The following is a 26,051-nucleotide window of genomic DNA, read 5'->3' on the forward strand; positions in this document are numbered from 1 at the left end:
TTTCAATTTGTCTTGATATAATGCAAGTGGGCAGTATCTCATGTGAACTGCACCCCCATCAATACCAAATTATTTGAAAATCTGCCTTGATCCAGAGAACTGGACGGGGACGGAGGGATGAAACTTCTGATGAAACAAAGGTTGACTAAAAAGATAAGTCTGTTTATTGATCGATATTTGGCTTTTTAAGCCATTTTTCGTAGCGAAACAGATACTTTTTTAGTCAATCTTTTTTTTGCGCATGAATGTATAGACACCAGTTTTCGCTGATGTTTTCATCTCCTCCATCAAAAGGAGGAAACGTAATGAAATTGTCCGGAGATTTTTTGAAAATGAAACAACATCAAGAGAAAATTGTCATGCTGACGGCTTATGATTACCCGTCAGCAAAGTTAGCCGAACAATCAGGTGTAGACATGATTTTAGTCGGCGATTCTTTAGGAATGGTCGTATTGGGATATGACTCAACGATTCCAGTTACGGTGAATGACATGATCCATCATACAAAGGCAGTAAAACGCGGGGCACCAGATACTTTTGTCGTGACGGATATGCCCTTTATGAGCTATCACCTATCTATGGATGAAACGCTCAAGAATGCAGCCCGGATCATGCAGGAAGGTCATGCGGATGCCGTGAAGCTTGAGGGAGCGGATGATGTTGTTGAAAAAATATCAGCATTGACCAAGGCGGGCATCCCGGTTGTAGCCCATCTTGGCTTGACTCCTCAATCAGTCGGCGTTCTGGGCGGATATAAAGTGCAAGGAAAAGATGCCGAAAGTGCAGCACAGCTCTTGGAAGATGCGAGAAAGTGTGAAGCGGCGGGGGCGATGGCAGTAGTATTTGAATGTGTTCCATATCAAGTGGGGGAACTCGTCACACGGAACCTCGGAATTCCAACCATTGGAATTGGGGCAGGCGCAGAAACGGATGGACAAGTTCTCGTTTACCATGATGTTATCAAGTATGGGGTAGACCGGCTAGCGAAATTCGTAAAAGTTTATGGAGATGCAAATGAACTGATAGGCCAATCGATAACAAGTTTTGTGAATGAAGTGAAATCTAAAGATTTTCCGTCGGTAGAACATACTTTTACGATGAAGGAAGAGCAGCTTTCTGAACTTTACGGAGGGAAAAGATGAAAACTTTTACATCAGCAGCTGATTTGCAACTGGCACTTAGAGAGGAAAAAAACAATCACAAAAGCATTGGCTATGTAGCGACAATGGGGTTTTTACATGAGGGGCATGCCACCCTTTTGGAAAAGGCGCGCGAAGAAAATGATATTGTGGTATTGAGTATTTTTGTGAATCCGATGCAATTTGGACCCAATGAGGATTTTGAAACATATCCGCGGGATTTGGAACGGGATGAAAATGTCGCAGCCAATGGCGGAGTGGATTATCTCTTCTATCCAACAGTCCACGAAATGTACGGTGAAGAACCATCTGTGAAAGTTGTTGTCCAAAGCAGGACGGATGTTTTATGCGGGAGGCAAAGGCCTGGACACTTTGATGGTGTAGCGACAGTCTTAACGAAATTCTTCAATATCATCCTTCCGGATAGAGCTTACTTTGGTAAGAAGGATGCACAGCAAGTCGCCGTGATAGATGGACTGATCAAAGACTTTAATTTCCCTATCCAGCTTGTTGCTGTAGATACCGTTCGCGAAGAAGATGGGTTAGCGAAGAGCTCGCGAAATGTTAACCTATCAGATCAAGAACTCATGGAGGCTAAAGAGCTGTACCAAAGTTTATTAAAGGCCAAAGAGGCGGTTGAATCAGGTGAAAGAAATGCAGCAACCGTCTTGGCCTTAGTAAGTGAACATATTGCTGCCCATACAAGCGGAGTGATCGACTATATTGAAGTCTATCAATACCCTGAACTTAAACCACTTGAATCGCTGGCAGGAAACGTCATCATTGCAATGGCTGTAAAGTTCGAGCATGCAAGACTAATTGATAATATCACCTTATATGTAGAATAATTCATGAAGATCAGGGGGAATAGAGATGTTTCGAACGATGATGAATGGAAAAATCCACCGTGCACGGGTAACTGAAGCTAATTTGAATTATGTAGGCAGTATTACGATTGATGAAGACATTATTGATGCGGTGGGTATTCTGCCTAATGAAAAAGTCGCCATCGTGAATAATAATAATGGTGCACGACTTGAAACGTATGTGATTGCGGGTGAACGGGGCAGCGGTGTCGTGTGTTTGAATGGAGCGGCAGCTAGACTGGTGCAGCCGGATGATATCGTGATAATCATTTCTTATGTAATGGTTTCAGAGGATAAACTGGGAGATCACAAACCAAAAGTTGCGATCATGGATGAAAACAACAAAATCATTGATTTGATTTCAAACGAACCTGCGGCTACAATCATGTAAGCGGAGGGCCGGCACATGTGCATGAATCATGCATACAGATGCCGGCCTTTTTAGTCTGTTGATGAACGGCTTGTTTCCTTTATTACGATTATTATGGTATAAAAAAGATAAGAGAATTCCATCAGGAAGTGAAGAAAGCAAAGTTTGAGGTGTACAATTCATGATGCAACGATATGTAGTGGTCGATTTGGAAACAACAGGGAATTCTCCGAAAAAAGGAGATAGGATTATTCAATTTGCTGGAGTGGTCATCGAAAATGACCAAATTGTGGATGAATACTCGACATTCATCCACCCTGGACAGGAAATTTCCTTGTTTATTGAAGAATTGACCGGAATAAGCAACGAGACGGTAAAAAATGCACCTGACTTTGAAGATGTAGCAGAAAATATTGCCCGGCTTATAGAAGGGGCTTGTTTTGTTGCCCATAATGTTTTATTTGATTTATCTTTTTTACAGGAAGAACTAGTACGATGCGGGTTTGAGCCGTTTTATGGTTCCACCCTTGATACAGTAGAGTTAGCGAAAATATTAAAACCAACATCCGATGGATATAAGCTGCACCAGCTGGCTAAAGAAGAAAACCTAGATCATTCCAGGCCCCATCAAGCGGATAGTGATGCATATGCCACCGCTTTATTATTGTTGGAATTGAAAAAAAAGCTGATGAATCTTCCAGTCATGACACTTAAACAGTTATATCGATTATCTTATTCCTTACAAAGTGAGGTTTCCGAATTAATAGATGCTTGCATTGCAAGCAAACTTTCTAAAGCAGAAGTCCATTCACCTGATCTCATTACTTATAGGGGCCTTGCATTTAAAAAGGCCGAAGAAGAAGATGAACACAAAGATACGGAGTCGAAATTCCCGCTCGTTGATGAGGAAAAAATAGCCATGCTTCAAAGTGCATTCCCTGCCTTTGAAGCAAGAAGCGGACAACTTGATATGATGAACATGATTCACCATTCCTTCGAATCCAGCCAGGATGCAATCATTGAAGCTGGGACAGGTATTGGAAAATCCATAGGCTATCTGCTTCCGGCCGTTTATTTTGCAAAAAAGCATCATAAACCTGTCGTCGTTTCGACGTATACGCTTCAGCTACAGGATCAACTTCTTCAAAACGAGGTTCCTAAGCTTAAGAAAATCCTTCCATTCACCTTTCAAGCAGTTTTGCTAAAGGGGAGAAGTAATTATTTGAGCTTGGCAAAGTTCGAAAGGGCATTGCGTGAGAAGGAAGATAATTATGAAACGGCATTAACGAAAATGCAGATATTGGTTTGGCTTACTGAAACCGTAACAGGCGATAAAGATGAATTGAATCTTACAAGCGGCGGTCAGCTATTTTGGAATAGGCTTCAAAGTGATGGTCTTACATACGCCGGTTTAAAACAGCCCTGGCTTGAATTGGATTTTTTTGAACGGGCAAAAAGAACAGCTGCCAAGGCGGATATCATCATTACTAATCATTCATTTTTGATGACAGATCTGCTTACAGAAGACGCCTTGATTCCAAAAAAAGGGTACTTGATTCTCGATGAAGCACACCATTTGGAACAGGCAGCATCCAAACAGCTTGGGAGCAGGCTTAATTACATTTCGGTGAAGACGTTTTTGAACAGGCTAGGGACATCAGATCAAAAGCAATTATTATATAAATTGGACAGGATGCTCTTAAATAATGGACTGACGGATGTGAAGTCTAAGCATGAATTAGATCAAAAGCTTAGTGATTTTTCGTATGAATTCGAACAGCTTTTTTATTACATTTCCAATCAGTCAGGAAAACTTTCACGTTCCATGAGTCCGAAGCGGCTTTCATTCAAAATAGATGATGGAAGATGGGGTAAAGCGATTCTTGTTGCTGAGCGATTGGTGGATTTATTAGGATACATCATCACGGAGTTAGAGAAAAGATTGGCTCTTTTATTGAATAATGAGTCCCCCTTAGGAAAAAATTCATTATTTCACTTGAATGATATCGAGGTGCTGCTTGGACATTTACAGGATACCAGGGACTCCTTGCATGAATTTTTCATCAAGCCGCATGAGGAAAATATTTATTGGCTTGATTATACGAATGCAGCACCTCAGCATGGGGTGACTTTGACGGTTCAGCCGATTGCAGGAAGTAAACGGTTATGGGATTCCTATTTCGGGCGCCAGAAAAGTGTGGTCATGACATCGGCAACCCTCGTGGTGAAGGATTCTTTTAAGTATTTTAAAGAACAACTCGGTTTAGAGAATGAGCCAATGCAGACAGCAAGTTTTCCTTCACCCTTTCCTTATAAGGAACTCGTAAAGGTACTGGTTCCAAATGATCTACCAGATATTAATTGCTTATCGGTGGAGGAATTCTCCGAAACCGCGGCAAACCATATTATTGCAGCCGCTCAGGCAGCGAAAGGGAGGATGATGGTATTATTCACCTCGCATGAAATGCTGCGGGCAACCTATCATTCCATCAAAGACAGTGGCGTTCTGGATGAGTTCACCCTGTTTGCGCAAGGGATTTCTGGCGGAAGCCGGATGAGGCTGCTCAGGAATTTCCAAAACTTCGAGAAAGCCGTCCTGTTTGGGACAACCAGCCTATGGGAAGGCGTCGATATCCCAGGCGAGGATTTATCTTGTTTAATCATTGTCAGGCTGCCTTTTTCGCCACCGGATGAACCAGTGACAGCTGCAAAATGCCAACTTCTCGAGAAGCAAGGGCGTAATCCTTTCTCTGCGTATTCTTTACCTGAAGCCCTGTTAAGGTTTCGACAAGGATTCGGCAGGCTTATACGCACTCCAGAAGATAAAGGGGTATTGGTTATTCTTGATCGCCGCATCATCACTGCCAAATATGGACCTGAATTTCAGAAGTCCATTCCGGAAGTGGACTGGCACCAAGCCTCAATAACAGAAATGGCCGAAATGATAGAAGAGTGGATTTAAAGAATCTTTAGATTATTCATTAATCCAAAATGAATTTTTATGAATTTATAAAGAAAAATAACCTTTGAACTGGTATAATGTGATAGGTGGTAGAGCCTTCAAATCCTATTCATACCAGTGGTTGTTGACAATTTATTAAAATGGAGGGGCGTTTTCATGGAAAGTAAAATCGAAGTAATTTCAACAGTCAGGTTGCAACATTCTCCTGATCTGTATAAAATTGTGGATTCTTTGAACCGAACATTGAAAAAAGATGATTTAATGTTCGGTCTGGCATTAGATTCCCAAGATCAAGAAAAAGCGATATTTACAATTTATCGTACATAGAAAGAAGGAAAAGCAACTTTGAAAAAATGGTTGATTATTGCTTCCATCCTAGTCCTTTGTTTTATCGGATTTGTCAGCGGGGCATATATTAAAGCGTTGCAGCCTAAAAAAGAGGCTGGTAATGAGGCTTTTAAAAAGGCGAAGGAAGAGGGCGGCCTTGTGACCATGGAAGAATTCTACCTTTATAATGGGCAGGATTCATACTCCGTCATCATTGGTAAGGGAGAAAAAGGGACTAAAAAAATAGTCTGGCTTCCTGAGGACAAGAAGAAAGAAATAGTAGTGGAAAACTATAAAGATGGTAAATCAAAAAAAGAGATCTTAAACATTGTCAAAGAAAAGCTTAATCCCCAAAAAATCATATCGGTTAAGCTAGGCATGGAAAAGAACGTTCCGCTTTGGGAAGTAACGTATCTTGATGAATCCGAGCGTTTTAACTATGACTATTATGATTTTAAAACTGGGGAATGGCTAAAGTATTATCGAAGCATTTAGAATGGAGGATTAATTTAAAATGAAATTAGCGAACCGCGTTCAGTCATTAACGCCATCAACAACATTGGCCATCACGGCAAAAGCAAAGGAACTTAAGGCCCAAGGTCTAGATATAATTGGTTTGGGTGCTGGTGAACCAGACTATAATACGCCCAAACATATCATAGATGCAGCACTTCTATCCATGAATGAAGGTCAAACTAAATACACGCCATCCGCTGGTCTGCCGAAGCTAAAAGAAGCAATTGCGGCTAAATTGAAGCGTGATCAAGGCCTGGAATACAAACCGTCTGAAATTTTAGTTGGCTCAGGTGCAAAGCACGCGCTTTACACATTGTTTCAAGCTATCTTGGATGAAGAAGATGAAGTCATTGTTCCGATACCATATTGGGTGAGCTATCCTGAGCAAATCAAGCTTGCTGACGGAAAGCCAGTTTATGTAGTCGGTACGGAAGAAAATCAATATAAAATTACTAAAGAACAATTAGAACAAGCAATTACCGAAAAAACGAAAGCGGTTATCATCAACTCGCCAAGCAATCCAACGGGCATGCTTTATTCCAGGGAAGAATTGGCGGCTATCGGGGAAGTTTGCCTGGCTCATGATATCTTGATCGTTTCCGACGAAATTTACGAAAAATTGGTTTATGGAAATGCTAAACATACATCTATTGCAGAGATTTCACCTGAATTGAAAAAGCAAACGATCATCATCAATGGTGTTTCTAAATCGCATTCGATGACTGGCTGGAGAATTGGTTATGCAGTCGGTGAAGAGTCCATCATTAAAGCAATGACGAACCTTGCCAGCCATAGCACCTCCAACCCTACCACAACTGCTCAATATGGTGCGATTGCCGCTTATGAAGGTACTCAGGAGCCTGTTGAAGAAATGCGTCAGGCATTTGAAGGCCGTTTGAATAAGATATATGATAAATTGGTTGAAATTCCAGGCTTTAGCTGCATTAAACCACAAGGGGCATTTTATTTATTCCCGAACGTTAAACGTGCAGTTGAATTAACAGGGTACAGCAATGTCGAAGATTTTACGACTGCGTTACTGGAAGAAGCTCAAGTGGCTGTTATTCCAGGTTCAGGGTTTGGTGCACCTGATAACATCAGGCTCTCTTATGCGACTTCACTGGAGCTGCTGGAAGCAGCCGTTGAAAGAATACATTCATTCGTTAAATCAAAAATGGCATAAATTTTTAATAACCTGCAGACTACCTGGCTACCATCAGGATCTGCAGGTTTTTTTGTTGGATTATATTTCGATATGGTACTTTCGGGAAGAAGGCATGATAAGCATTTTAGCTCACTTCACTATGGCAAAGGAAAAGGTGAACTACTTGATTTTTTTGTTACATTCAGACTATTCATAGGAACCGATCATTATATATGGCAAACCAAGCTTGTAAAGAAAAATGAAAATCATATATGATTTTTAATAAAAATCGATTGCAATCATATATGATTTCATATATGATGAAAATATGGAAGATAAAAACAAAAACCCTAGTAAAAAGCAAATAGCTTATGAGCACCTTCGTAAATTAATTTTGGATGGAACATATGGTTCTGGACAGCGGATCATTATCGATCAAACGGCAAAAGAACTAAGTTTAAGTCCGATTCCTGTCAGGGAAGCAATCAGACAACTGGAATCTGACGGCCTTATTCAATATAAGCCATATAGTGGAGCAGTGGTTACAAGCATTAATGAAAGCGAATACATTGAAACTCTTTCAGTTTTATCTTTGCTTGAAGGATATGCAGCTGCCCTCAGTTCTTTAACGATGAATGATCATGATTTTGAAAATCTAATTAATTTAAACAAAGAAATGGAAAAAGCCCTCCATAACTTTGAATTAGAGCTGTTTGGTAAGTTAAACGAATGCTTCCATGCGGAAATTTATGAAAAGTGCGGAAATTCCTTTTTAAAGGAAGAAATTAAACAAGCGCAACAAAGAATGAATAGAGTCAGAAAGTCCATGTTCACCATGGTGCCGCAACGCGCAGTCCAATCGATTCGCGAACATGAAAGCATCATAAAGCTTCTAAAGGAAAAAGCATCTTTTGAAGAAATTGAATCATTGGTGAGAAAGCATAAACTGAATGCCATCAGCACATTCAAGCAGAGGGCGGAAACTAATCACGATCAGGCACTTTGATGACCCAGGCTTTGTTTTATAATAGTCGATCGATTATTCATAAAATCAAAGCCGATTTTTTCACTTGAATTATTCGGAATATTCAAATAATAAAAAGGTGGTAGAAATAATGTACGAGGAAATCAAAAGTCGTTTAAGAGGATCCATCGCTCCCGTTATCACTCCGTTTGATGACAAGATGGAAGTGGATGTAAAGGCAATTGAAAATCTAGTAAACTGGCATATTGAAAGCGGTTCCCATGGTGTCTCGGTATGCGGGACTACCGGCGAGCCGAGTTCACTAACGATTGAGGAACGGGAATTAGTGATGGAAACGGCAATTAAAGCAGCAAAAGCCCGTGTTCCAGTTGCACCAGGTACTGGATCTGCTAATCAGAAAGAAACGTTGCATTTGACAAAAAGGGCACAGGAAATGGGCGCGGATGCTGCATTAGTCATCGTTCCTTATTACAATAAACCGAATCAACAGGCACTTTACAATCATTTTAAGACGGTAGCTGATTCTGTTGATATCCCGCTTATCGTTTATAACATTCCCGGAAGAACGGCGACGAATTTAGAAGTGAAGACATTGGCACGTCTTGCTGAAGATTGTGAAAATATTATTGGTGTGAAGGAATCAAATAAGGATTTTGAACATGTTAACCGTGTCTTATTGAATTGTGGAAGGGATTTTCTCTTATATTCGGGCATCGAATTATTATGCTATCCAATGTTGGCTATTGGAGGGGCTGGACATATAAGTGCTACAGCTAATATCACTCCTAAAGAAGTGGCGGAAATTTATAACCATTGGGTGGAGGGTGATGTGGATAAGGCACTTGACCTCCATTACAAATTAATGCCATTGAATGATGTTTTGTTTAAAGAAACCAATCCAGGACCTTTAAAAGCTGCAATGGGGATGATGGGGAAAATCAATCCTGCATTAAGGCCGCCTATGGGGCCGCCTTCGGAACCATTGGAAAAAGAACTGCGTGAAACCCTTCAATCATACGGATTGATTGACCAAATAATCCAGTCATAATTGCTAGATTGGGAAGATTGCACAAATCTTAACGATTATTGTCATCTTCCCGAATTAATTTTTAAAGGAGGATTTATCATGCAAACTTTTCCCGTGCGAGATGTCAAGCATTACATCAATGGTCAATTTGTTGATGGTACCTCAGGAAAAACATTTGAAAATCTAAGCCCTTTTAATAATCAAGCAATCAATAATGTGGCAGAAGGGTTTAAAGAGGATATTGATCAAGCGGTAGCTGCCGCAAGAGCTGCATTCGATAATGGTCCATGGAGAACGATGAAAGTGGAAGAAAGATTGAAGTACATTAATAGGATTGCTGAATTAATTGAAGAGAATGCCGAAGAAATTTCCTTTTTGGAATCCCTTGATACAGGGTTGCCGATTAGCCAGACAAAAAAACAGGCGGCAAGGGGAGCGGAGAATTTCCGTTTTTATTCTGAAATGGTGAAAAGCAGGCTAATAGGAGAGTCGTATCAAGTGGATGACACTTTCATCAATTATACGATTCATAAACCGATAGGAGTGGCAGGATTAATCACTCCTTGGAATGCGCCTTTCATGTTAGAGACCTGGAAGATCGCCCCGGCCCTGGCTACAGGTAATACATGTGTCCTTAAACCGGCGGAATGGTCTCCGTTGACAGCCAATAAATTGGCACAAATCGTTGACCAATCCGGTCTGCCAAAAGGCGTATTCAATATCGTTCACGGTTTTGGGGAGACAGCAGGGGCGTCCTTGGTTGCCCATCCTGATGTACAATTGATATCCTTTACCGGAGAAACGACGACTGGCGCTGAAATCATTAAAAATGGTGCGGATACAATGAAACGTTTTTCCATGGAACTCGGAGGTAAATCACCAGCGGTCATTTTTGAAGATGCCGATCTGGAAAAGGCCCTGGATTCAGTGGTATGGGGAATCTATTCATTCAATGGGGAGCGCTGCACAGCCAATTCCAGATTATTTGTCCATGAATCGATAATAGACCAGTTCGTTGCAGAGTTGAAGGAACGTGTTCATAATATCAAAATTGGAAACCCAATGGATCCAGAAACGGAAATCGGACCGCTGATCCATCGTAACCATTTTAATAATGTCTCACGTTATCTGGATATAGCAAAAAATGAAGGGGCGGAAATTGTAAGCGGTGCCATACCAAGTGCGTTCAAGGAAGGGAATTATATTGCCCCGACGCTTCTCTTGAACTGTACAAATGATATGACGGTAGCACAGGAAGAGATTTTTGGACCAGTCATGGCAGTCATTCCTTTCAAGACTGAAGAGGAAGTACTGAGAATGGCTAATGATGTAAAATATGGGCTAGCTGCTTATGTATGGACCAATGATATGAAACGTGGACATAGGTTTGCTCAAGCTGTCGATAGTGGGATGGTCTGGGTAAATTCCCAAAACGTTAGGGATTTGCGGATACCATTTGGAGGATCCAAATATAGTGGCGTAGGACGTGAAGGTGGCCATTATAGCTTTGAATTCTATACGGAAACACAAGTTATCCACGTCGCAATTGGAGAACATCACATTCCAAAATTTGGAGACGTAAAACAAAATGCCGTTTCTTCTGCTGAAAAATAATCCGGGTTTCATTAAAGAAGGGGAGAATACTATGAATTTTTCTATTATTCGTGTTGCGAGAACGATACTTAATGTAACAGATTTAGATAAATCAAGAGCCTTTTATGTGGATGCTTTAGGTTTTATTGAAACGGAGAGAACGAATGATCACATATATTTACGTGGTTTAGAGGAAGCGCATCATCACTCGCTTATCTTGCAAAAGGCAGAAAAGCCAAGCGTTGAAGCAATAGGATACAAGGTTGAAAAAGAGGAAGACCTTGAAGCATTGGAATCTTTCTTCCTGTCCAAGGGAATGAAAATGAAGTGGATGCAGGAAGGAACACAGCATGCACTAGGTAAGTCGCTACGAGTTCAGGATATTTCAGGATTGCCAGTGGAATTTTTCAGCAAAATGGATAAAGCCGAGAGATTGCTGCAACGATTCGATTTGCATAGGGGTTCAAGGGTCCAAAGGATCGATCATGTGAATTGTTGTGTAACAAATGTGCAAAAAGCCTATGATTTTTATGTGAAAGAATTAGGTTTTGCCTGCTCGGAAGATACAGTGGATGAGTCGGGCCAATTATGGGCAACGTGGCTACATAGAAAGCAAACGGTCCATGACCAGGCATTCATGAACGGAATCGGTCCAAGACTTCATCATGTAGGCTTCTTTCTGCCTGACCCCCTTGCAATTATCCATGCCTGTGATGTACTGGCATCACTTGGATATGCACAGTCCATCGAACGCGGACCAGGAAGGCATGGCCTATCCAATGCATTCTTCCTATATTTAAGAGACCCGGACGGTCACAGGATCGAATTATACAATGGGGATTACTTAACATCTGACCCGGATACCGAACCGATTCATTGGGATTTAAATGATCCAAGGCGTCAGACATTCTGGGGAGCCAAAGCTCCGGATTCATGGTTTGATGAGGCTTCTGCCGTTCTTGATATAATATCAGGTGAAGAAGTTACTTTCGAAGAACCGATTCTGGCAAAAAGCAAGCCTGAATTCATCATCTAAAAAAGAAGCGAAATTTAGGATGAATGATCGAGCGTTTCGCAAAACCTACATTGACTCTCATGGTCATTTGGATAGGGCGATAGTGGATATATACCTGTTCCAAGACCTATTGCCGCTGTTTAAGGGAACAGAATTGGTGAATAGTTTAGGGAAAACTGCTGGATCAGGGAAGGTCAGTTTACTGAGTTTATAATGGTACCTTTCAAGAAGCAAAGGAAGGAAGATGGATTTGGATATCATTCATGTTCAGCACCCACTTACCAGTATATATACAGCAGAAGCAGAACCGTGTGTGCTGGCTCTTGGATTTTTCGACGGAGTTCATCTAGGGCATCAAGAATTGATAAATCTAGCCAAAAGGATTGCTATACAGCAAGATTTGAAATTGGCAGCCATGACATTTTTTCCACATCCAAAGCAAATCATAGGAAACGATCAAACGCCCCACACATACATTACTCCTTTAGAGCAAAAAGCAAAAATAATGCAGGATTTAGGTGTAGAAACCTTGATAGTCGTGAACTTCGATTCCGCATTTGCCCATCTTTCACCTTCTGGTTTTATCGAGGATTATCTATGTGGATTTAATTGCAAACATGCCGTGGCTGGATTCGATTTCCGTTATGGGCATAAAGGGGAAGGAAATATGGAAACGCTGAAAATCGAAGGTAAGCGATTTTTTGAAGTGGCGGAAATGAATAAATTTGAAATTGATCATGAAAAAGTAAGTTCCACTATGCTTAGAAACTTGATTGCGGATGGTCGGTTCGCAGATATCCCGTCATACCTTGGCACATATTTTGAAAGTCAAGGGACAATCAATTTCAAGGATAATCAACACGTTCTAGTTACATTATCGGAAACATTCCCGTCACCCCCGCCAGGCGTTTATTTAATCGAAATTCAAAACGAAGGAAATCCTTATGAGGGAATTGCCTATCAAACAATGGACGAATCCATTCAAGAGAATTGGCACTTACAGTTCAATGATTCTTTTCCCTTGGAAGGAAAGAAGATTCATATCAAATGGAAAAGTGAAAGTAAAATGAATTTGAACCAGTTGACGGATAAGCGAGCCAGGTCTATTTCGAAAGTGCACGCCTACTAAAAGATATGGTTTGGGACAGGGCAGCAGTGGGGACCTACTGCTGCCCTATCTTTAAGCGTCATCGGTTAGACAAAAGGATTACGGAAAGCTTAGGGAATGGGCTTTAGATCCTCTTTGTGCAGATGAGTTTGTTTGGATTTTGGGATGGAGGGGGATATGTGCCATTGAATAAAGTACCGTCCTTGGAAAAATAAATACCAGAAGAGGTGTGAAGTGATGGTTCAGTTGGACAAAAACCTTGAAGAATCGGAACAAACTAATCTAGTGGATTATGAAAAGATTGTTGCCTCCAAAGAGTTTCAGAATATGCTTTCCGATAAAAAGAAATTCGTCATCCCTTTTACGATTTTCTTTATGGGATATTCCCTGCTTTTGCCCTTCTTAGTTTTTTACACAGATATCCTGGAACACCCATTCATTGGTGACATAACATGGGCGTGGGTGTACGGTGTTTCCATTACGGTTATGTCTGTATGGGTTTGCAGCATATATGTAAGGAAATCAGAAAGAATCGATGAACAAATAAAAGAAATCATCGAGAAAGAAGGGCTTTGAAACATGAATTGGACAGTTATTATTCTCTTTGCGCTAATGTCGATAGGTACCCTTTTCATCACGTATTTCGCTTCCAAAAAAACTAAAACGGCAGGCTCTTTTTATACGGCTGGAGGCGGGTTGACCGCTAGGCAAAATGGACTTGCATTGGCCGGGGATTTTATGTCGGCTTCCACGTTTTTAGGGTTGATTGGAGCATTTTCCTTAACGGGGTATGATGGATTTTTTCTGATGTATGGAGCACTTGTTTCATTTCTTGTCGTGTTATTCTTAGTAGCAGAACCTTTAAGGAACTTAGGGAAATACACATTGGCTGATATGGTGACTACAAGGTTTAAATATAAACAGGTCCGGGGAGTGACCGCTTTTAATACCCTGGTGATATCAGTCATGTACATGCTGGGTCAACTTGTTGCAGCAGGTGCTTTATTTAAATTGCTTTTAGACATCCCATATAATACCTCTGTCATCATCGTAGGTATTGCAATGTTGGTATTTGTTCTATTTGGGGGGATGACTGCGACGAGCTGGGTGCAGATCATTAAAGCCATCTTGCTGATTGGCGGAGTGTTTATATTATTCATGATCGTCATGTGGAAGTTGAATTTTAGTTTCATTGGAATTTTCACGGATATGAAAACAGCGACACCCATGGGTGCAGATTACCTGAAGGCAGGTATTAAATATGCCAGTGGGTGGGATGCAGCGTCCTTGTCACTCGGCCTAATACTGGGAACGGCAGGTCTACCGCACATTTTAATACGTTTTTTGACTGTCCCGAATGCAAGAGTGGCAAGAAAGTCGGTTGTTTGGGTGATGTGGATTATGGGTGCTTTTCATATCATGGTCATTTTTCTTGGATTCGGTGCTGCGAAGTTGGTTGGAACATCGAATATCATGGCTGCTAATCCAGCAGGTAACATGGCTGCACCTTTATTGGCCCAACTTGTGGGCGGGGACATCTTATTCGCCTTTATTGCGGCGGTTTCCTTTGCAACGATACTCGCAGTTGTTGCGGGAATCGTTTTAACAGGTGCTACGGCATTTTCACATGATTTTTATAATGAAATATTAAAAGATGGAAAAGCGACGGAAAAACAGCAAATGACGATGGCTAGATGGGCCTCCATTGGTGTGACTGCACTTGCGATCGTTTTATCATTAGGCCTGCAGGAATTCAATGTAGCGTTTCTGGCATCGATTGCCTTTACATTGGCCGCTAGTTCGAATTTGCCAGTCATCCTTCTTACAATCTATTGGAAAAAATTCAATAAAACCGGTGCAATAGTCGGTATGATGACAGGTCTTTTTGGTACACTTTTGCTAGTAGCACTAAGTCCGAATGTCTGGAACCCGGTCCCCGGAGCAACCATTATGACAGGTGACCCGATTTTCCCTTTAAATTCACCAGGAATAGTATCCATCCCGCTTGGGTTCCTCGCATGCTATTTAGGTGCCATGTTCGGTAACCGCAGGACAGGTTTGAAAACGGTTACAAAAGACAATTATAATGAAATCCTCGTAAAGTCCAATACCGGTCATGATGTTAAGGGTGTTTTGCGACATTGAATGGTGTAAAGGCATGCCAGTAAATAATGCGCAGGTCATCGGGTAAATGAGAATTGATCGAAAAAGCAGCCATCTACTGATAGGTTGCTTTTTTCTTTTCATTGGGATTAAGAAATTCAAACAAACACCAGAAATTATTAGAAAGAGGTACAGATGCAATAATATTCAAGTATAACTGGCCATTCATTCTGAAAATGTTTCTAGAAATTTGACGGCGCCTTTGGAAAGATAGCGTTCTTCGAGCCAAATAAGGGCGGCTTCCGATTGTACTTCACAATCTATCAATTCGACTATTTTTATACCCTGGGTTGAAAACGATTTGGATGTGGTACGTGGCATGATGGTAGCGCCTATTCCTTCCTTCACTAAAGATAATATCATTGCAGCATCAGGACATTCACATACAATCGTAGGTTCAAATCCATGTCTGAAGCATTCATCTACTATAAGTTCATAAGTACCTTGACCGCTTACCCTATGCAGCAATAAGAGGGGAAATTCCTTAATTTGTTTAAATTCGATGGAGTCTGGGATATCCCAATCTTTTGGGGTGACAAGCACAAAATCTTCCGGCGGAAGGTTAAGCGATGAGAACTGCTTACCGTTAATTGGAAGCCGTACAATGGCCAACTCGATTTCCCTGTTTATTAAGCCTTCCGTCAAACGGAATGTATCACCTTCCATTAACTTGAAGCGTATTTCAGGGTATTTTACTCTAAAGGTTCTCATCCTTTGCGGAATGTAAGAAAAGCAAGTTTTTACTGACCCAATGGAAAGAGTGCCCTTTACCCCTTTACTGACTTCCTTCACTTCCAGAAGTGTTTCTTCAAACTGATTCAATAGGGCTTCAGCTTTTTTATATAGGACCTTGCCCGTTTCAGTGAGTTCAAGTCTCTTTCCATTCCGATCGAAAAGTTTTTCACCGATTTCCATTTCCATTAATTTAAGTTGCTGGCTAAGAGGCGGTTGAGCCATATGTAATTTTTTTGCGGCTTTGGTAACTTGTTCTTCCTGAACGATTGTCACAAAATATTTTAACTGCCGTATGTCCATTTTATACACCTCATACATATGATTTACATATACATATTGAATTTATTAAGTATTTTATATATATCATAACACATGGTATATTTTGTTATATGAATTAATTCAATATTTTGAATTTTATTTGTAAGCGCTTCATTTATATTGATACCAAAGGGGGATGCAGTCATGCCGGCAAAAACAGGTAAAGAATATATCGATAGGGTAGACAAAGCAAAGGCGAATGTATGGATCAATGGGGAGCAAGTAAAAGATAGGATCAGTCAACACCCAGCTTTTAAAGGGGTCATGAAAACACAGGCCGAATTATATGATCTACAGCATGATTCCGCGAAAAATGAAATCATGACTTATATTTCACCAACTTCAAACGAAAGAGTAGGGACCTCATTCATGCAGCCGCGGACTAAGGAAGACCTTGAAAAAAGGAGGAAAATGATTCAAGAATGGGCAAGACATAATAATGGAATGATGGGACGTTCCCCTGACTATATCAACAGTGGGATGATGGCGTACGGTACTGCAGCTGATATGTTTGGCACTCAGGATTCCGCATTTGCTAAAAATATGAAAGATTATTATGAGCTCTGCCGGGAAAAGGATTTGTCGCTGACACATACCCTGATTCAGCCCCAGGTTAATAGGGGAGTCAGTGCCGCAAAGCTTCCTGACCCTTACATCGCTGCACGGATTGCTGGCAAGAATTCAGAAGGGCTTATTATAAAGGGAGCCAGATTATTAGCTACGCAAGGAGGAATAACGGATGAAATCATGGTTTTCCCTTCAACATTGCTTAAACAATCAGAAGAAGAAAACCCTTATGCATTCGCATTCTCCATACCAAATAATACACCGGGGTTGAAATTCATCTGTCGTGAATCATTCGACTATGGCAAATCACATTTTGACCATCCACTTGGTTCACGATTTGAGGAAATGGATACGATTATCGTTTTTGATGATGTAGTCGTTCCTTGGAATCGGGTATTTGCATATGGGGATGTCGGCATTTGCAACCAGGCTTATAATGAAAGCAATGCAGTTGTTCATATGACCCATCAGGTGGTATCGAAGAATATCGCAAAAACCGAGTTCATTCTGGGGATTTTGCAACTAATGGTGGAAACCATCAATATTGGGCAATACCAGCATGTTCAGGAGAAAATCTCGGAAGTCATCATAGCGCTTGAAACGGTAAAGGCTTTCATTATAGCTTCGGAGGCAAACGCGAAAGTGGATAAGTGGGGAATGATGACACCTGATTTCACACCGTTAAACATTGCCCGTAATTATTATCCGAAGATTTACCCTAGATTCAGTGAAATAATGCAGCAGCTTGGAGCTAGTGGCTTAATGGCGATACCAAATGAAGCCGATTTCAATTCGGAGCTTCGACCGGATTTGGATAAATATCTTCAAGCCGCGAATGGTGGAGCCTATGACAGGGTTAAATTGTATCGTCTCGCATGGGATGTATGCATGAGTTCATTTGGATCCAGGCAAACGCTGTACGAAAGATTCTTTTTTGGGGATCCGGTCCGTATGGCAAGCGCTTTATATAACGGCTATGATAAACAGGAATATGTGGACCGTGTCAAGGAGTTCTTGAACCGTACTGAAAACCTTGCAGAAATCAACTGAGCTCGGTAGGCAAAACATTTTAATTTAAAGGCCTTCCCGATAATGAGGAAGGCCTTTAAATATGAAATATTGTTCATTTATTATATCGATCATGGATATTATTCTTTTTATATGTGCCAAAATCACTGAATTCCGTAAGTTCCATGGAGAGGGCAAGATATCTTTTTGAAAAGAGGGATGCCAAATGGGATTCCATCGTTTCGAAAAGTTGGTCACATACTTTGGTTTTATCACTGTCCTGGCGTCCAGCGCCAATTTTTAGTACGGCATGAACAAAGGCATCATCCCCTGTACCATCGGCAACACGATAATGCTTCAATTCAATGGCCCGGGATCGAATTCCGCCAATTGGAAAGATGGAAGGATAGGATATCAGTACATCATTCACCTTCCTTAATAAGCCGTCAATCTGGATTTCATCTTTGATATTATCCGTATATTCAATAATAATATGAGGCATGTGATTAGTCCCTTCCGTTAATTATGGATTTTTAGGTGCGGCCGATCCCCGCCTTCAGTAAATATATCGTCACCGACTATTGTGCTAACAAGTTTCCCGATACCTTCAATTTCAGTGATGATTTCATCGCCTTCAGCAGTATCCGCCAATCCCTCAGGTGTGCCTGTCAATATGATATCGCCTGGCCTCAATGTCATGAAGCTGCTGAAATATTCAATTAAATCTGCAATGCCGAAAATCATGTCTTTCGTGTTACCTTGCTGAGTCAATTTTCCGTTGACGTAAGTTTTAATGGCAAGATTCGAAGGATCTGGAATATCTTCGGCATCGACTAACCAAGGACCAATGGGGGTGCAGGTATCGCGATTTTTGACCTTTAAGTTTGGTCGGTAGTAATTCTCCAGATAATCCCGTATTGCATAATCATTTGCAATCGTATATCCACTTACATACTTATAGGCTTCTTCCTTTTTTATGTTTTTCGCCTTTTTACCTATGACGACTGCCAGTTCACATTCATAATGCATATAAGCTGCATCAGCAGGCCGCCTTGTCTGCCCCCGGTGGCCGATAAAGGTATTGGGACCTTTTAAGAACGCAAGGGGTTCTTCCGGGGCTTTAAAAGCAAGCTCCTTCGCATGGTCTGCATAATTCAGGCCAAGCGCGAAGACAGTTCGTGGTTCCACCGGGGGAAGCCAGACAACATCCAGCTCATTGACAATCCGGCCATCCGCCAATTTGAGCTGGCCATAATATTCACTTGCTGGATGTACGGCACCTGCATAGGCTACACGTGCTCTCTTCATAAAATCCCCTCCAGTGATAGTTTTTCCTCGGAAATGATAGTATTTTCCAAATGCCCGATTTCGTCTATTTCTATTCTGACATGATCATTGGCTTTTGCCAGCGGTGCATTCTCTGGAACTCCAACTAGAAGGACGTCACCCGTACTCAAAGTCATGAAGTCTGTTACATCCTCAATAAGTCGGGATATGGAGCGAATTAGATTTGAAGTTGAATTTTCTTGCTTTAGCTCTCCATTTATATATACACGGATTCCTAAAGAATCGGGGTTGGAGATGGATTCCTTGGATACGACCCATGGACCGATCGGGCAAAATCCATCACGGGCTTTATGGCGGATAGCAGGACGGAAAACGCTTTCATGTGGAACGCTAATATCATTGGCGATCGTAAAACCTTCTATATAATCCAATGCATGTTCTTTCTTGACTCTTGTGGCCGTTTTACTGATTACTATTGCAAGTGCGGCCCCGATTTCCAATTCAGGTATGCCGTTTGGAAGGGGAACTGGATTTGAAAAAGAAGAAAACGTGTTTCTAGGTTTAATATATAGGATCGGCCCTTTAGGAGGTTCATTATAAGGAGGATGGTCGATCTTTCCCTTCAATGCTTCCAATGATCCTTTATAGTTTAATAATGTTCCATATACCGTTCCTGAAATAGGGTTATCCAAATTGATTTGTGATACCTCATACTTATCACCGTTCATTAATATATAGCGGTTCGACAGTATTTCCATTTCTTCCGAATAATCTGACTTTTTGAGTTTCACTCTTGCTTTTGCCATGGACACTCACCCCTTGATTTTATTAATAATCATATATGATATCGTATATGATTATTTGTTTAAGTTCAACATATTTAGATTATTCAGTAAAATTAGACAAAAAATGTTAGAAAAAAGATGGGTTTCAACAGAAAAATGCCTTGAACATTTAGTTAGTATAAAGCTAGAAATCCAAATTGAAAGATTGTGAATGGGGGATGTTTCGATGATGAATGGCAAAGAGTATTTAGAAAGTTTACGAGACGGAAGAACGGTATTCTTGAACGGCGATAAGGTAGATGATGTGACGACACACCCAGCATATCGCAATTCTGCCAGGTCAATTGCCCAACTATATGATGCTCTCCATGATCCGGTTACTGCACGGATTTTAACGACTAAGACAGATGAAGGCCATACTACCCATAAGTTCTTCAAGGCTTCAAAGAACGCAACAGAGCTGCTTGAAGCAAGGGATGCCATAGCAGAATGGTCAAAATTGAGCTATGGTTTCATGGGTCGTACCCCTGATTACAAAGCTGCTTTTACAGGATCATTGGGACCGTATAGCGATTTTTATAAGGGTTTTGAAGATAATGCGAAAAGATGGTATGAAAAAACCACAAGGGACGTTCCCTTCTGTAACCACACAATTATAAATCCGGCAATGGACAGGAATAAACCGCTACATGAAAATAAAGAGGTATTTGTACGTACGGTGGAAGAGCGGGATGATGGAATAATCGTAAGTGGAGCTAAAATGGTTGGAACTTCAGCAGCACTTACGAATTATAATTTTGTCGCGAATTATTCTCCTGTCGATCTTGGGGAAGGGGATAGAAGCCATGCATTGATTTTCTTTGTGCCGATGAATGCGCCGGGATTAAAAATGATCAGCAGACAGTCTTTTGAAGAAACGGCTGCGAGGACAGGCACTCCTTTCGATTACCCGCTTTCTAGTCGGTTCGACGAGAATGACGCAGTCATCGTCCTTGATCATGTATTCATACCATGGGAGAATGTATTCGCCTATAATAATGTGAAAATTGCAAATGGTTTTAGATCCAAGACTGGGTGGATGAATCGATATACATTTCACGGCTGCACTCGCTATGCGGTGAAATTGGACTTTATGGCTGGGCTTCTGATGAAGGCTACGGAAATGGCAGGAACGAATCAATTTAGGGGGGTTCAAGCCAATATCGGGGAAGTGCTTGCTTACAGGAATATGTTTTGGGCAATCTCGACAGCGATGGCTACAGATCCGATGGAAGGACCGAATGGCACTGTTCTCCCCAATAGCACATATGCAACTGCATATAGGGTGTTCGCACCTATGGTTTGGCCAAAGGTGAAACAGATATTTGAACAGGTTGTAGCAGGTAATCTCATTCAACTCCCATCAAGCTCCAAGGATTTTTTAAACCCTGAGGTCCGCCCGTATCTCGATAAATATTATAAGGGTTCAGGTGGGGTTCGGCAGTGGAAAGGGTAAAACTGATGAAACTTATATGGGATTCTATCGGAACGGAATTTGGTGGCAGGAATGAGTTATATGAAATCAATTATGCGGGTAACCATGAAAATATTAGGTTTGAAACCATGAAAATGGCAGATTTAAATGGACAGTCGGATAAATTCAAAGCTTTTGTGGACTTGGCAATGGACGATTATGACCTTCATGGCTGGACAAATGAAAAGTGGATAAATGCAGATGAAGGCATTAATGCTGATTTGATCCAGCTCCGAATGAATTAATCTGATTAAGAAAACGTGAAAAAGAATGGTTTGTATCTGAATCCCACCGGTTTTTCCACCACTGCATGATATGAATGCGTTTACATTTATCTTGATAGGTAAGGTGTGGAAAAAGTATAATATTATGTAAAAGGAAAGCCGGGGGGAATCATGACGAATCTTTTGAATCTTAAGAATGATGATGGTGAAATTCATTTAAATGATGAGAGGATGATCCTGACTTCCTCTTCAATTTTCGGTACCCTAAGAAAGGACTTGATCGAGAATATTGGATTTGAAAGAATGAAGTCTTTTTTAATACGTTATGGCTGGAATATCGGAGTTAATGATGCTAAAAAGGCACTAAAAGGGAATCTGTCAACGGTTCAGGAGATACTGAGGCAAGGCCCCATTTTACATATGCTGCAGGGTTATACAAAGGTTAATACTACGAAACTGGAATTATCGATGGATAGTCAAGCGGATGTACACTCTGTAAAGGTGGAAGGGGTTTGGGTGAATTCTTATGAAGCAGAGGAACATGTCACCCAAACAGGCATCGCGGAAAAGCCAGTCTGTTATACATTGACGGGATATGCAAGTGGATTTTACTCTACGGTCTGTGGTCATGAAGTGATTTTCAAGGAAAGTGCCTGTAAGGGAGCAGGGCAATCAGAGTGTAGATACGAAGGTAAATCGATACATTTATGGGGCATGGAGATTCAGGATGAGTTGAAATATTATAAAACCAAACCGATTGTACAAGAGCTTGCCGTAACATATGAAAAGCTGCTGGAGGAACGCAATAGTTTGTCAAAAGTGATGGATATTCATAATTTGCTGACAGAGGAGTTAATTAACGGAAGAAGCCTTCAATCCATAGTGAGGATGGTTTATCAGAAAACAAAAATACCTTTGTTGATGGAGAATTTCAATAGCAATCAGGTTTATCATGCTGGGTTTCACATAGGGAAGGTAAGGGAAGTCAGGAATCAGCTCAAACTGATGAGGGAAAATGGTCCTGTCACTTTGGAGACCGGAAGAATCGTAAAAGATGGGATGGAGCTGCTTTATACCCCCATTACGTTACAAAATAAAACTTACGGCTATTGTGCCTTTGCGCAAACGGATCGAGTCGAAGGAAAAACGAACCTGGAAATCAATCGGATGATTCTTGAGAGGGTGTCCATGACTGGTTCCTTATTCCTCTTAAATGAGAAAAGCAGTTTTGAAGCCCTAGAAAGGGTAAAAGGTTTATTTCTTGAACAAATATTAAATGGAGAGTTTGTTACTAGAGAAGAAATAATCAAAAAAAGCATGTATTTAGACGCTTCATTGGATCATCCTTTCACCATTGCGGTGCTGGGCTATCGTTTTTCCTCCGATCGGGGGGCAGAGAATGATTATTTCATTCAGCAGAAAATCATCGAAGAGATTTATAGTTTCTTTAAGAAGCGGAATCAAGTCGTCTTAACAGCCTTAAGAGATGGTCATATCGTATTGCTTATACCGCTGAGTCCTGGAAATGAATTTCAATTTCGAACCAAGGAATGCATCAATCATTTATATACTGTTTTCAGCGGATATAACTTTAAAATGGGACTTAGCACAATAAGTGATGAATTGGAACGGGCTCACGATGTTTTTCAAGAAGCTTTAACCGCTTTGAATATGAATGAGGGAACTCGGGATATCATCAAATTTGAAGAAGTCGATCTACTATCCATTTTAATGCATACTGGGAGTACTCCAGCGGTCCTGCAAAAAGCTGAGAAAATGCTGGGTCCTTTATTGATGAAAGAAGATCCAAAAATGAATGAATTATTGAAAACGCTTTATGTATTTCTGCAATGCGGTGGAAATCTTGAATGCAGTATGAAAGAATTGAACATTTCAATGAGTGGTTTACGCTATCGGATTAAAAGACTTGAAGAGTTGCTTTCCTGCCAAATAAGAAATCCTAAAAGTGCTTTTCAATTATATGCATCATTTGAAACCCTGTTAAAGGCGAAAATGATTACCATTGATTGATTGGATTCAACACTTTGTTTAAAAATAGAAATGGTCGATCGATACATATACCGAGATGATTTTACTACAATAAGAGCTTGGGCTTTAGTGAAAAGTAATCTACCATGCAATCTGGAGAATACGAACATAATAAGAGTGATATAAAAGGCATGGAACTTCCACTTCAATTGATTTATTTGCTTGTAAGCAGGGCTATGGGTATAATAAGTAGAGTAAATTCATTAGTAAGTTAAGCTATTTTTGGAGGTAAATTCCGTGAAAATTACAATAAAAAATGCTAGTAAATTCGTCGATCAAGAAGTTACAATTGGAGGCTGGCTTGCCAGCAAACGTTCCAGTGGGAAAATTGCTTTTCTTCAAATCCGTGATGGCTCTGGTTTCATTCAAGGTGTGGTCGTGAAAGCTGAAGTGGGTGAAGAAATTTTCGCTCGTGCGAAATCGGTTTCTCAAGAGTCATCCTTGTATGTAACAGGTGTCATTCAAAAGGATGAACGATCGCCTTTCGGTTTTGAGTTACAGGTGAAAGATATTGAAATCATTCATGAATCATTGGATTATCCCATTACACCTAAAGCCCATGGTCCTGAATTCTTAATGGATAACCGCCATTTGTGGCTGCGTTCAAAACGGCAGCATGCAGTCATGAAAATCCGGAATGAAATAATCCGTGCTACATATGAATTCTTTAATGAAGAAGGTTTCGTTAAAGTGGATCCCCCAATTTTAACTGGAAGCGCACCAGAGGGAACGAGTGAATTGTTCGCGACTAAATACTTTGATGAGGATGCTTACCTTTCACAAAGTGGTCAACTCTATATGGAAGCGGCTGCCATGGCACTTGGGAAGGTATTTTCCTTTGGTCCTACCTTTAGGGCAGAAAAATCCAAAACAAGACGACATTTAATCGAGTTCTGGATGATTGAACCAGAAATGGCTTTTATCGAATTTAAAGAAAACCTGGAGGTTCAGGAGCAATTCGTTTCTTCCATCATCCAATCCGTATTGAAAAACTGTCAGCTTGAGTTGAATACACTTGGCCGTGATACAGCGAAGCTTGAACAAATTCAAGCTCCTTTCCCGCGTATTACATATGATGAAGCCATTAAGTTCCTTCATGAACAAGGATTTGACGATATCCAATGGGGTGATGATTTTGGAGCTCCGCATGAAACTGCGATAGCGGAAAGTTATGATAAGCCCGTTTTCATAACTCATTACCCAACCAAAATCAAACCTTTTTATATGCAGCCAGCCCCTGACAGGGAAGAAGTCGTTCTTTGTGCCGATTTGATCGCTCCGGAAGGATATGGGGAAATAATTGGCGGTTCAGAGCGGATTCATGATCAGGAATTGCTTGAACAGAGAATCAATGAACATGGCTTGAGCGAAGATGCTTACAAATGGTATATGGAATTAAGAAAATATGGTTCTGTACCGCATTCAGGCTTCGGTTTGGGGTTAGAACGCACCGTTGCATGGATCAGTGGAGTCGAGCATGTCCGAGAAACCATCCCGTTCCCACGTCTATTAAATCGATTATATCCTTGATCTGTAATGAAGCGGTTATCTTGCCATATTGGGCAGATAACCGTTTTTTGTTAAAATTATAAACTTATTCGGGGAGCCTTATTCATGTTATACTTAACCAGAGGTGTCCAAAAACATGAATAAAGAACATTTATATGCTTGGTTTAAGGAAGGAACGATAACGATTCCATCCTTTTTGTTGACTAACTATAGTACGATGGGACTGAATGAACAAGAAATGGTCCTTTTATTACAATTGCAAAGCTTCATCGATAAAGGTAACCATTTCCCTGCACCATCCCAACTTTCTGACCGAATGACATTGCAGGAAACGGAATGTCTATTCTTGATCCAGCGTTTGGTCCAAAGGGGATTTGTTGAAATGGTGGTTGAAGGGAACCAAGAAATCGGACAGGAAAAATATTCTTTGTCTCCACTTTATGAAAAAATGATGGACTGTTTCTTGAAAACTTTGAAACAGTCTGAGTCTGCTGAAATCCAAAAAGCGGGGGAGAGCCTTTATACGATTTTTGAACAGGAGTTTGGCCGCCCTTTATCTCCATTTGAATGTGAGACATTGGCAATGTGGATGGAGGACGACCATCAACCTGAGATCATTAAGTCAGCTCTAAGGGAGTCTGTCATTTCCGGAAAATTGAATTTCCGATACATTGATCGAATTTTATTTGAGTGGAAAAAGAATGGAATTAAAACCTTGGAACAGGCAAGGGAGCAAGGACAAAAATTTAGAGTTCACCAAAAGAGGGACCGAAAGTCGGAAACTGCACAACCATTGAAAGATGTGCCTTTCTATAACTGGCTCGAGCAGTAATGTAAATTG

The 26,051-nt window shown here is 40.8% G+C and carries 22 protein-coding genes and 1 pseudogene; 19 read left to right on the top strand and 4 right to left on the bottom strand.

What is annotated here, in order from left to right:
• The first annotated feature begins 305 nt into the window (after window positions 1-305).
• From panB to BS1321_RS22755, 14 genes are all read left to right on the top strand, one after another.
• Window positions 306-1,142 carry a 3-methyl-2-oxobutanoate hydroxymethyltransferase gene (gene panB / locus BS1321_RS22690; protein WP_063233236.1) on the top strand — a complete coding sequence of 279 codons (837 nt, stop codon included), beginning with the start codon at window positions 306-308 and terminating at the stop codon, window positions 1,140-1,142.
• Window positions 1,139-1,987, top strand: coding sequence for a pantoate--beta-alanine ligase (gene panC / locus BS1321_RS22695; protein WP_063233237.1), 849 nt, complete (start codon window positions 1,139-1,141; stop codon window positions 1,985-1,987). The genes panB and panC overlap by 4 nt, the downstream gene beginning before the upstream one ends.
• 25 nt (window positions 1,988-2,012) lie before the next feature.
• Window positions 2,013-2,396, top strand: a complete 384-nt coding sequence (panD, locus tag BS1321_RS22700; RefSeq protein WP_054400285.1) for an aspartate 1-decarboxylase — start codon at window positions 2,013-2,015, stop codon at window positions 2,394-2,396.
• Between the two features lie 160 nt (window positions 2,397-2,556).
• Window positions 2,557-5,337 carry an ATP-dependent DNA helicase DinG gene (dinG, locus tag BS1321_RS22705; protein ID WP_063233238.1) on the top strand — a complete coding sequence of 927 codons (2,781 nt, stop codon included), beginning with the start codon at window positions 2,557-2,559 and terminating at the stop codon, window positions 5,335-5,337.
• Window positions 5,338-5,493: 156 nt separating this feature from the next.
• A complete protein-coding gene (locus BS1321_RS22710) occupies window positions 5,494-5,664 on the top strand; it encodes a YpmA family protein (RefSeq protein ID WP_065310840.1) in 171 nt (56 codons plus the stop codon).
• Between the two features lie 18 nt (window positions 5,665-5,682).
• On the top strand, window positions 5,683-6,159 hold the full coding sequence (locus BS1321_RS22715; protein ID WP_063233239.1) for a cell wall elongation regulator TseB-like domain-containing protein: 477 nt from the start codon (window positions 5,683-5,685) through the stop codon (window positions 6,157-6,159).
• Between the two features lie 19 nt (window positions 6,160-6,178).
• Window positions 6,179-7,363, top strand: a complete 1,185-nt coding sequence (locus tag BS1321_RS22720) for a pyridoxal phosphate-dependent aminotransferase (RefSeq protein ID WP_063233240.1) — start codon at window positions 6,179-6,181, stop codon at window positions 7,361-7,363.
• 289 nt (window positions 7,364-7,652) lie between these two features.
• The gene (locus tag BS1321_RS22725) at window positions 7,653-8,330 is read left to right on the top strand and encodes a GntR family transcriptional regulator (protein WP_063233241.1); all 678 of its coding nucleotides are present in this window, start codon (window positions 7,653-7,655) and stop codon (window positions 8,328-8,330) included.
• Window positions 8,331-8,436: 106 nt separating this feature from the next.
• Window positions 8,437-9,357 carry a 2,4-dihydroxyhept-2-ene-1,7-dioic acid aldolase gene (gene hpaI / locus BS1321_RS22730; protein ID WP_063233344.1) on the top strand — a complete coding sequence of 307 codons (921 nt, stop codon included), beginning with the start codon at window positions 8,437-8,439 and terminating at the stop codon, window positions 9,355-9,357.
• Between the two features lie 78 nt (window positions 9,358-9,435).
• A complete protein-coding gene (hpaE, locus tag BS1321_RS22735) occupies window positions 9,436-10,950 on the top strand; it encodes a 5-carboxymethyl-2-hydroxymuconate semialdehyde dehydrogenase (protein WP_063233242.1) in 1,515 nt (504 codons plus the stop codon).
• 31 nt (window positions 10,951-10,981) lie between these two features.
• The gene (gene hpaD / locus BS1321_RS22740) at window positions 10,982-11,965 is read left to right on the top strand and encodes a 3,4-dihydroxyphenylacetate 2,3-dioxygenase (RefSeq protein ID WP_063233345.1); all 984 of its coding nucleotides are present in this window, start codon (window positions 10,982-10,984) and stop codon (window positions 11,963-11,965) included.
• A gap of 229 nt (window positions 11,966-12,194) precedes the next feature.
• Window positions 12,195-13,073, top strand: a complete 879-nt coding sequence (locus tag BS1321_RS22745) for an FAD synthetase family protein (RefSeq protein WP_157732823.1) — start codon at window positions 12,195-12,197, stop codon at window positions 13,071-13,073.
• A 216-nt stretch (window positions 13,074-13,289) separates the two neighbouring features.
• Window positions 13,290-13,628, top strand: a complete 339-nt coding sequence (locus tag BS1321_RS22750; protein ID WP_063233244.1) for a DUF485 domain-containing protein — start codon at window positions 13,290-13,292, stop codon at window positions 13,626-13,628.
• A 3-nt stretch (window positions 13,629-13,631) separates the two neighbouring features.
• Window positions 13,632-15,197, top strand: a complete 1,566-nt coding sequence (locus BS1321_RS22755) for a solute symporter family protein (RefSeq protein WP_063233245.1) — start codon at window positions 13,632-13,634, stop codon at window positions 15,195-15,197.
• A gap of 183 nt (window positions 15,198-15,380) precedes the next feature.
• Here the strand turns inward: BS1321_RS22755 and BS1321_RS22760 are convergent, their stop codons facing one another.
• Window positions 15,381-16,250 (bottom strand): LysR family transcriptional regulator, encoded by an 870-nt coding sequence (locus BS1321_RS22760; RefSeq protein ID WP_063233246.1) that lies wholly within the window; start codon window positions 16,248-16,250, stop codon window positions 15,381-15,383.
• Window positions 16,251-16,412: 162 nt separating this feature from the next.
• Between BS1321_RS22760 and hpaB the strand changes: the two genes are divergently transcribed.
• Window positions 16,413-17,885 carry a 4-hydroxyphenylacetate 3-monooxygenase, oxygenase component gene (gene hpaB / locus BS1321_RS22765; protein ID WP_063233247.1) on the top strand — a complete coding sequence of 491 codons (1,473 nt, stop codon included), beginning with the start codon at window positions 16,413-16,415 and terminating at the stop codon, window positions 17,883-17,885.
• A gap of 73 nt (window positions 17,886-17,958) precedes the next feature.
• On the opposite strand, the gene BS1321_RS22770 is transcribed toward hpaB, so the two are convergent.
• From BS1321_RS22770 to BS1321_RS22780, 3 genes are read right to left on the bottom strand one after another with little or no spacing between them, the layout of a single operon-like run.
• Window positions 17,959-18,345 carry a 5-carboxymethyl-2-hydroxymuconate Delta-isomerase gene (locus tag BS1321_RS22770; RefSeq protein WP_063233248.1) on the bottom strand — a complete coding sequence of 129 codons (387 nt, stop codon included), beginning with the start codon at window positions 18,343-18,345 and terminating at the stop codon, window positions 17,959-17,961.
• A 17-nt stretch (window positions 18,346-18,362) separates the two neighbouring features.
• Window positions 18,363-19,151, bottom strand: a complete 789-nt coding sequence (locus tag BS1321_RS22775; protein ID WP_063233249.1) for a fumarylacetoacetate hydrolase family protein — start codon at window positions 19,149-19,151, stop codon at window positions 18,363-18,365.
• A complete protein-coding gene (locus tag BS1321_RS22780; protein WP_063233250.1) occupies window positions 19,148-19,936 on the bottom strand; it encodes a fumarylacetoacetate hydrolase family protein in 789 nt (262 codons plus the stop codon). Before BS1321_RS22780 ends, BS1321_RS22775 begins: the two co-directional genes overlap by 4 nt.
• A 208-nt stretch (window positions 19,937-20,144) precedes the next feature.
• Here BS1321_RS22780 and BS1321_RS22785 point away from each other — a divergent pair.
• The 4 genes and pseudogenes from BS1321_RS22785 (at window position 20,145) to BS1321_RS22800 (ending at window position 26,042) form a co-directional block, all read left to right on the top strand.
• A pseudogene (locus BS1321_RS22785) lies at window positions 20,145-21,673 on the top strand (4-hydroxyphenylacetate 3-hydroxylase family protein).
• A gap of 150 nt (window positions 21,674-21,823) precedes the next feature.
• Window positions 21,824-23,683, top strand: coding sequence for a XylR N-terminal domain-containing protein (locus BS1321_RS22790; protein ID WP_063233251.1), 1,860 nt, complete (start codon window positions 21,824-21,826; stop codon window positions 23,681-23,683).
• Between the two features lie 255 nt (window positions 23,684-23,938).
• Window positions 23,939-25,231, top strand: a complete 1,293-nt coding sequence (gene asnS, locus BS1321_RS22795; protein WP_063233252.1) for an asparagine--tRNA ligase — start codon at window positions 23,939-23,941, stop codon at window positions 25,229-25,231.
• Window positions 25,232-25,346: 115 nt separating this feature from the next.
• Window positions 25,347-26,042, top strand: coding sequence for a DnaD domain-containing protein (locus BS1321_RS22800; protein WP_063233253.1), 696 nt, complete (start codon window positions 25,347-25,349; stop codon window positions 26,040-26,042).
• The last annotated feature ends 9 nt before the right edge of the window (window positions 26,043-26,051 follow it).

Source organism: Peribacillus simplex NBRC 15720 = DSM 1321 (assembly GCF_002243645.1).
GTDB classification, from domain to species: domain Bacteria; phylum Bacillota; class Bacilli; order Bacillales; family DSM-1321; genus Peribacillus; species Peribacillus simplex.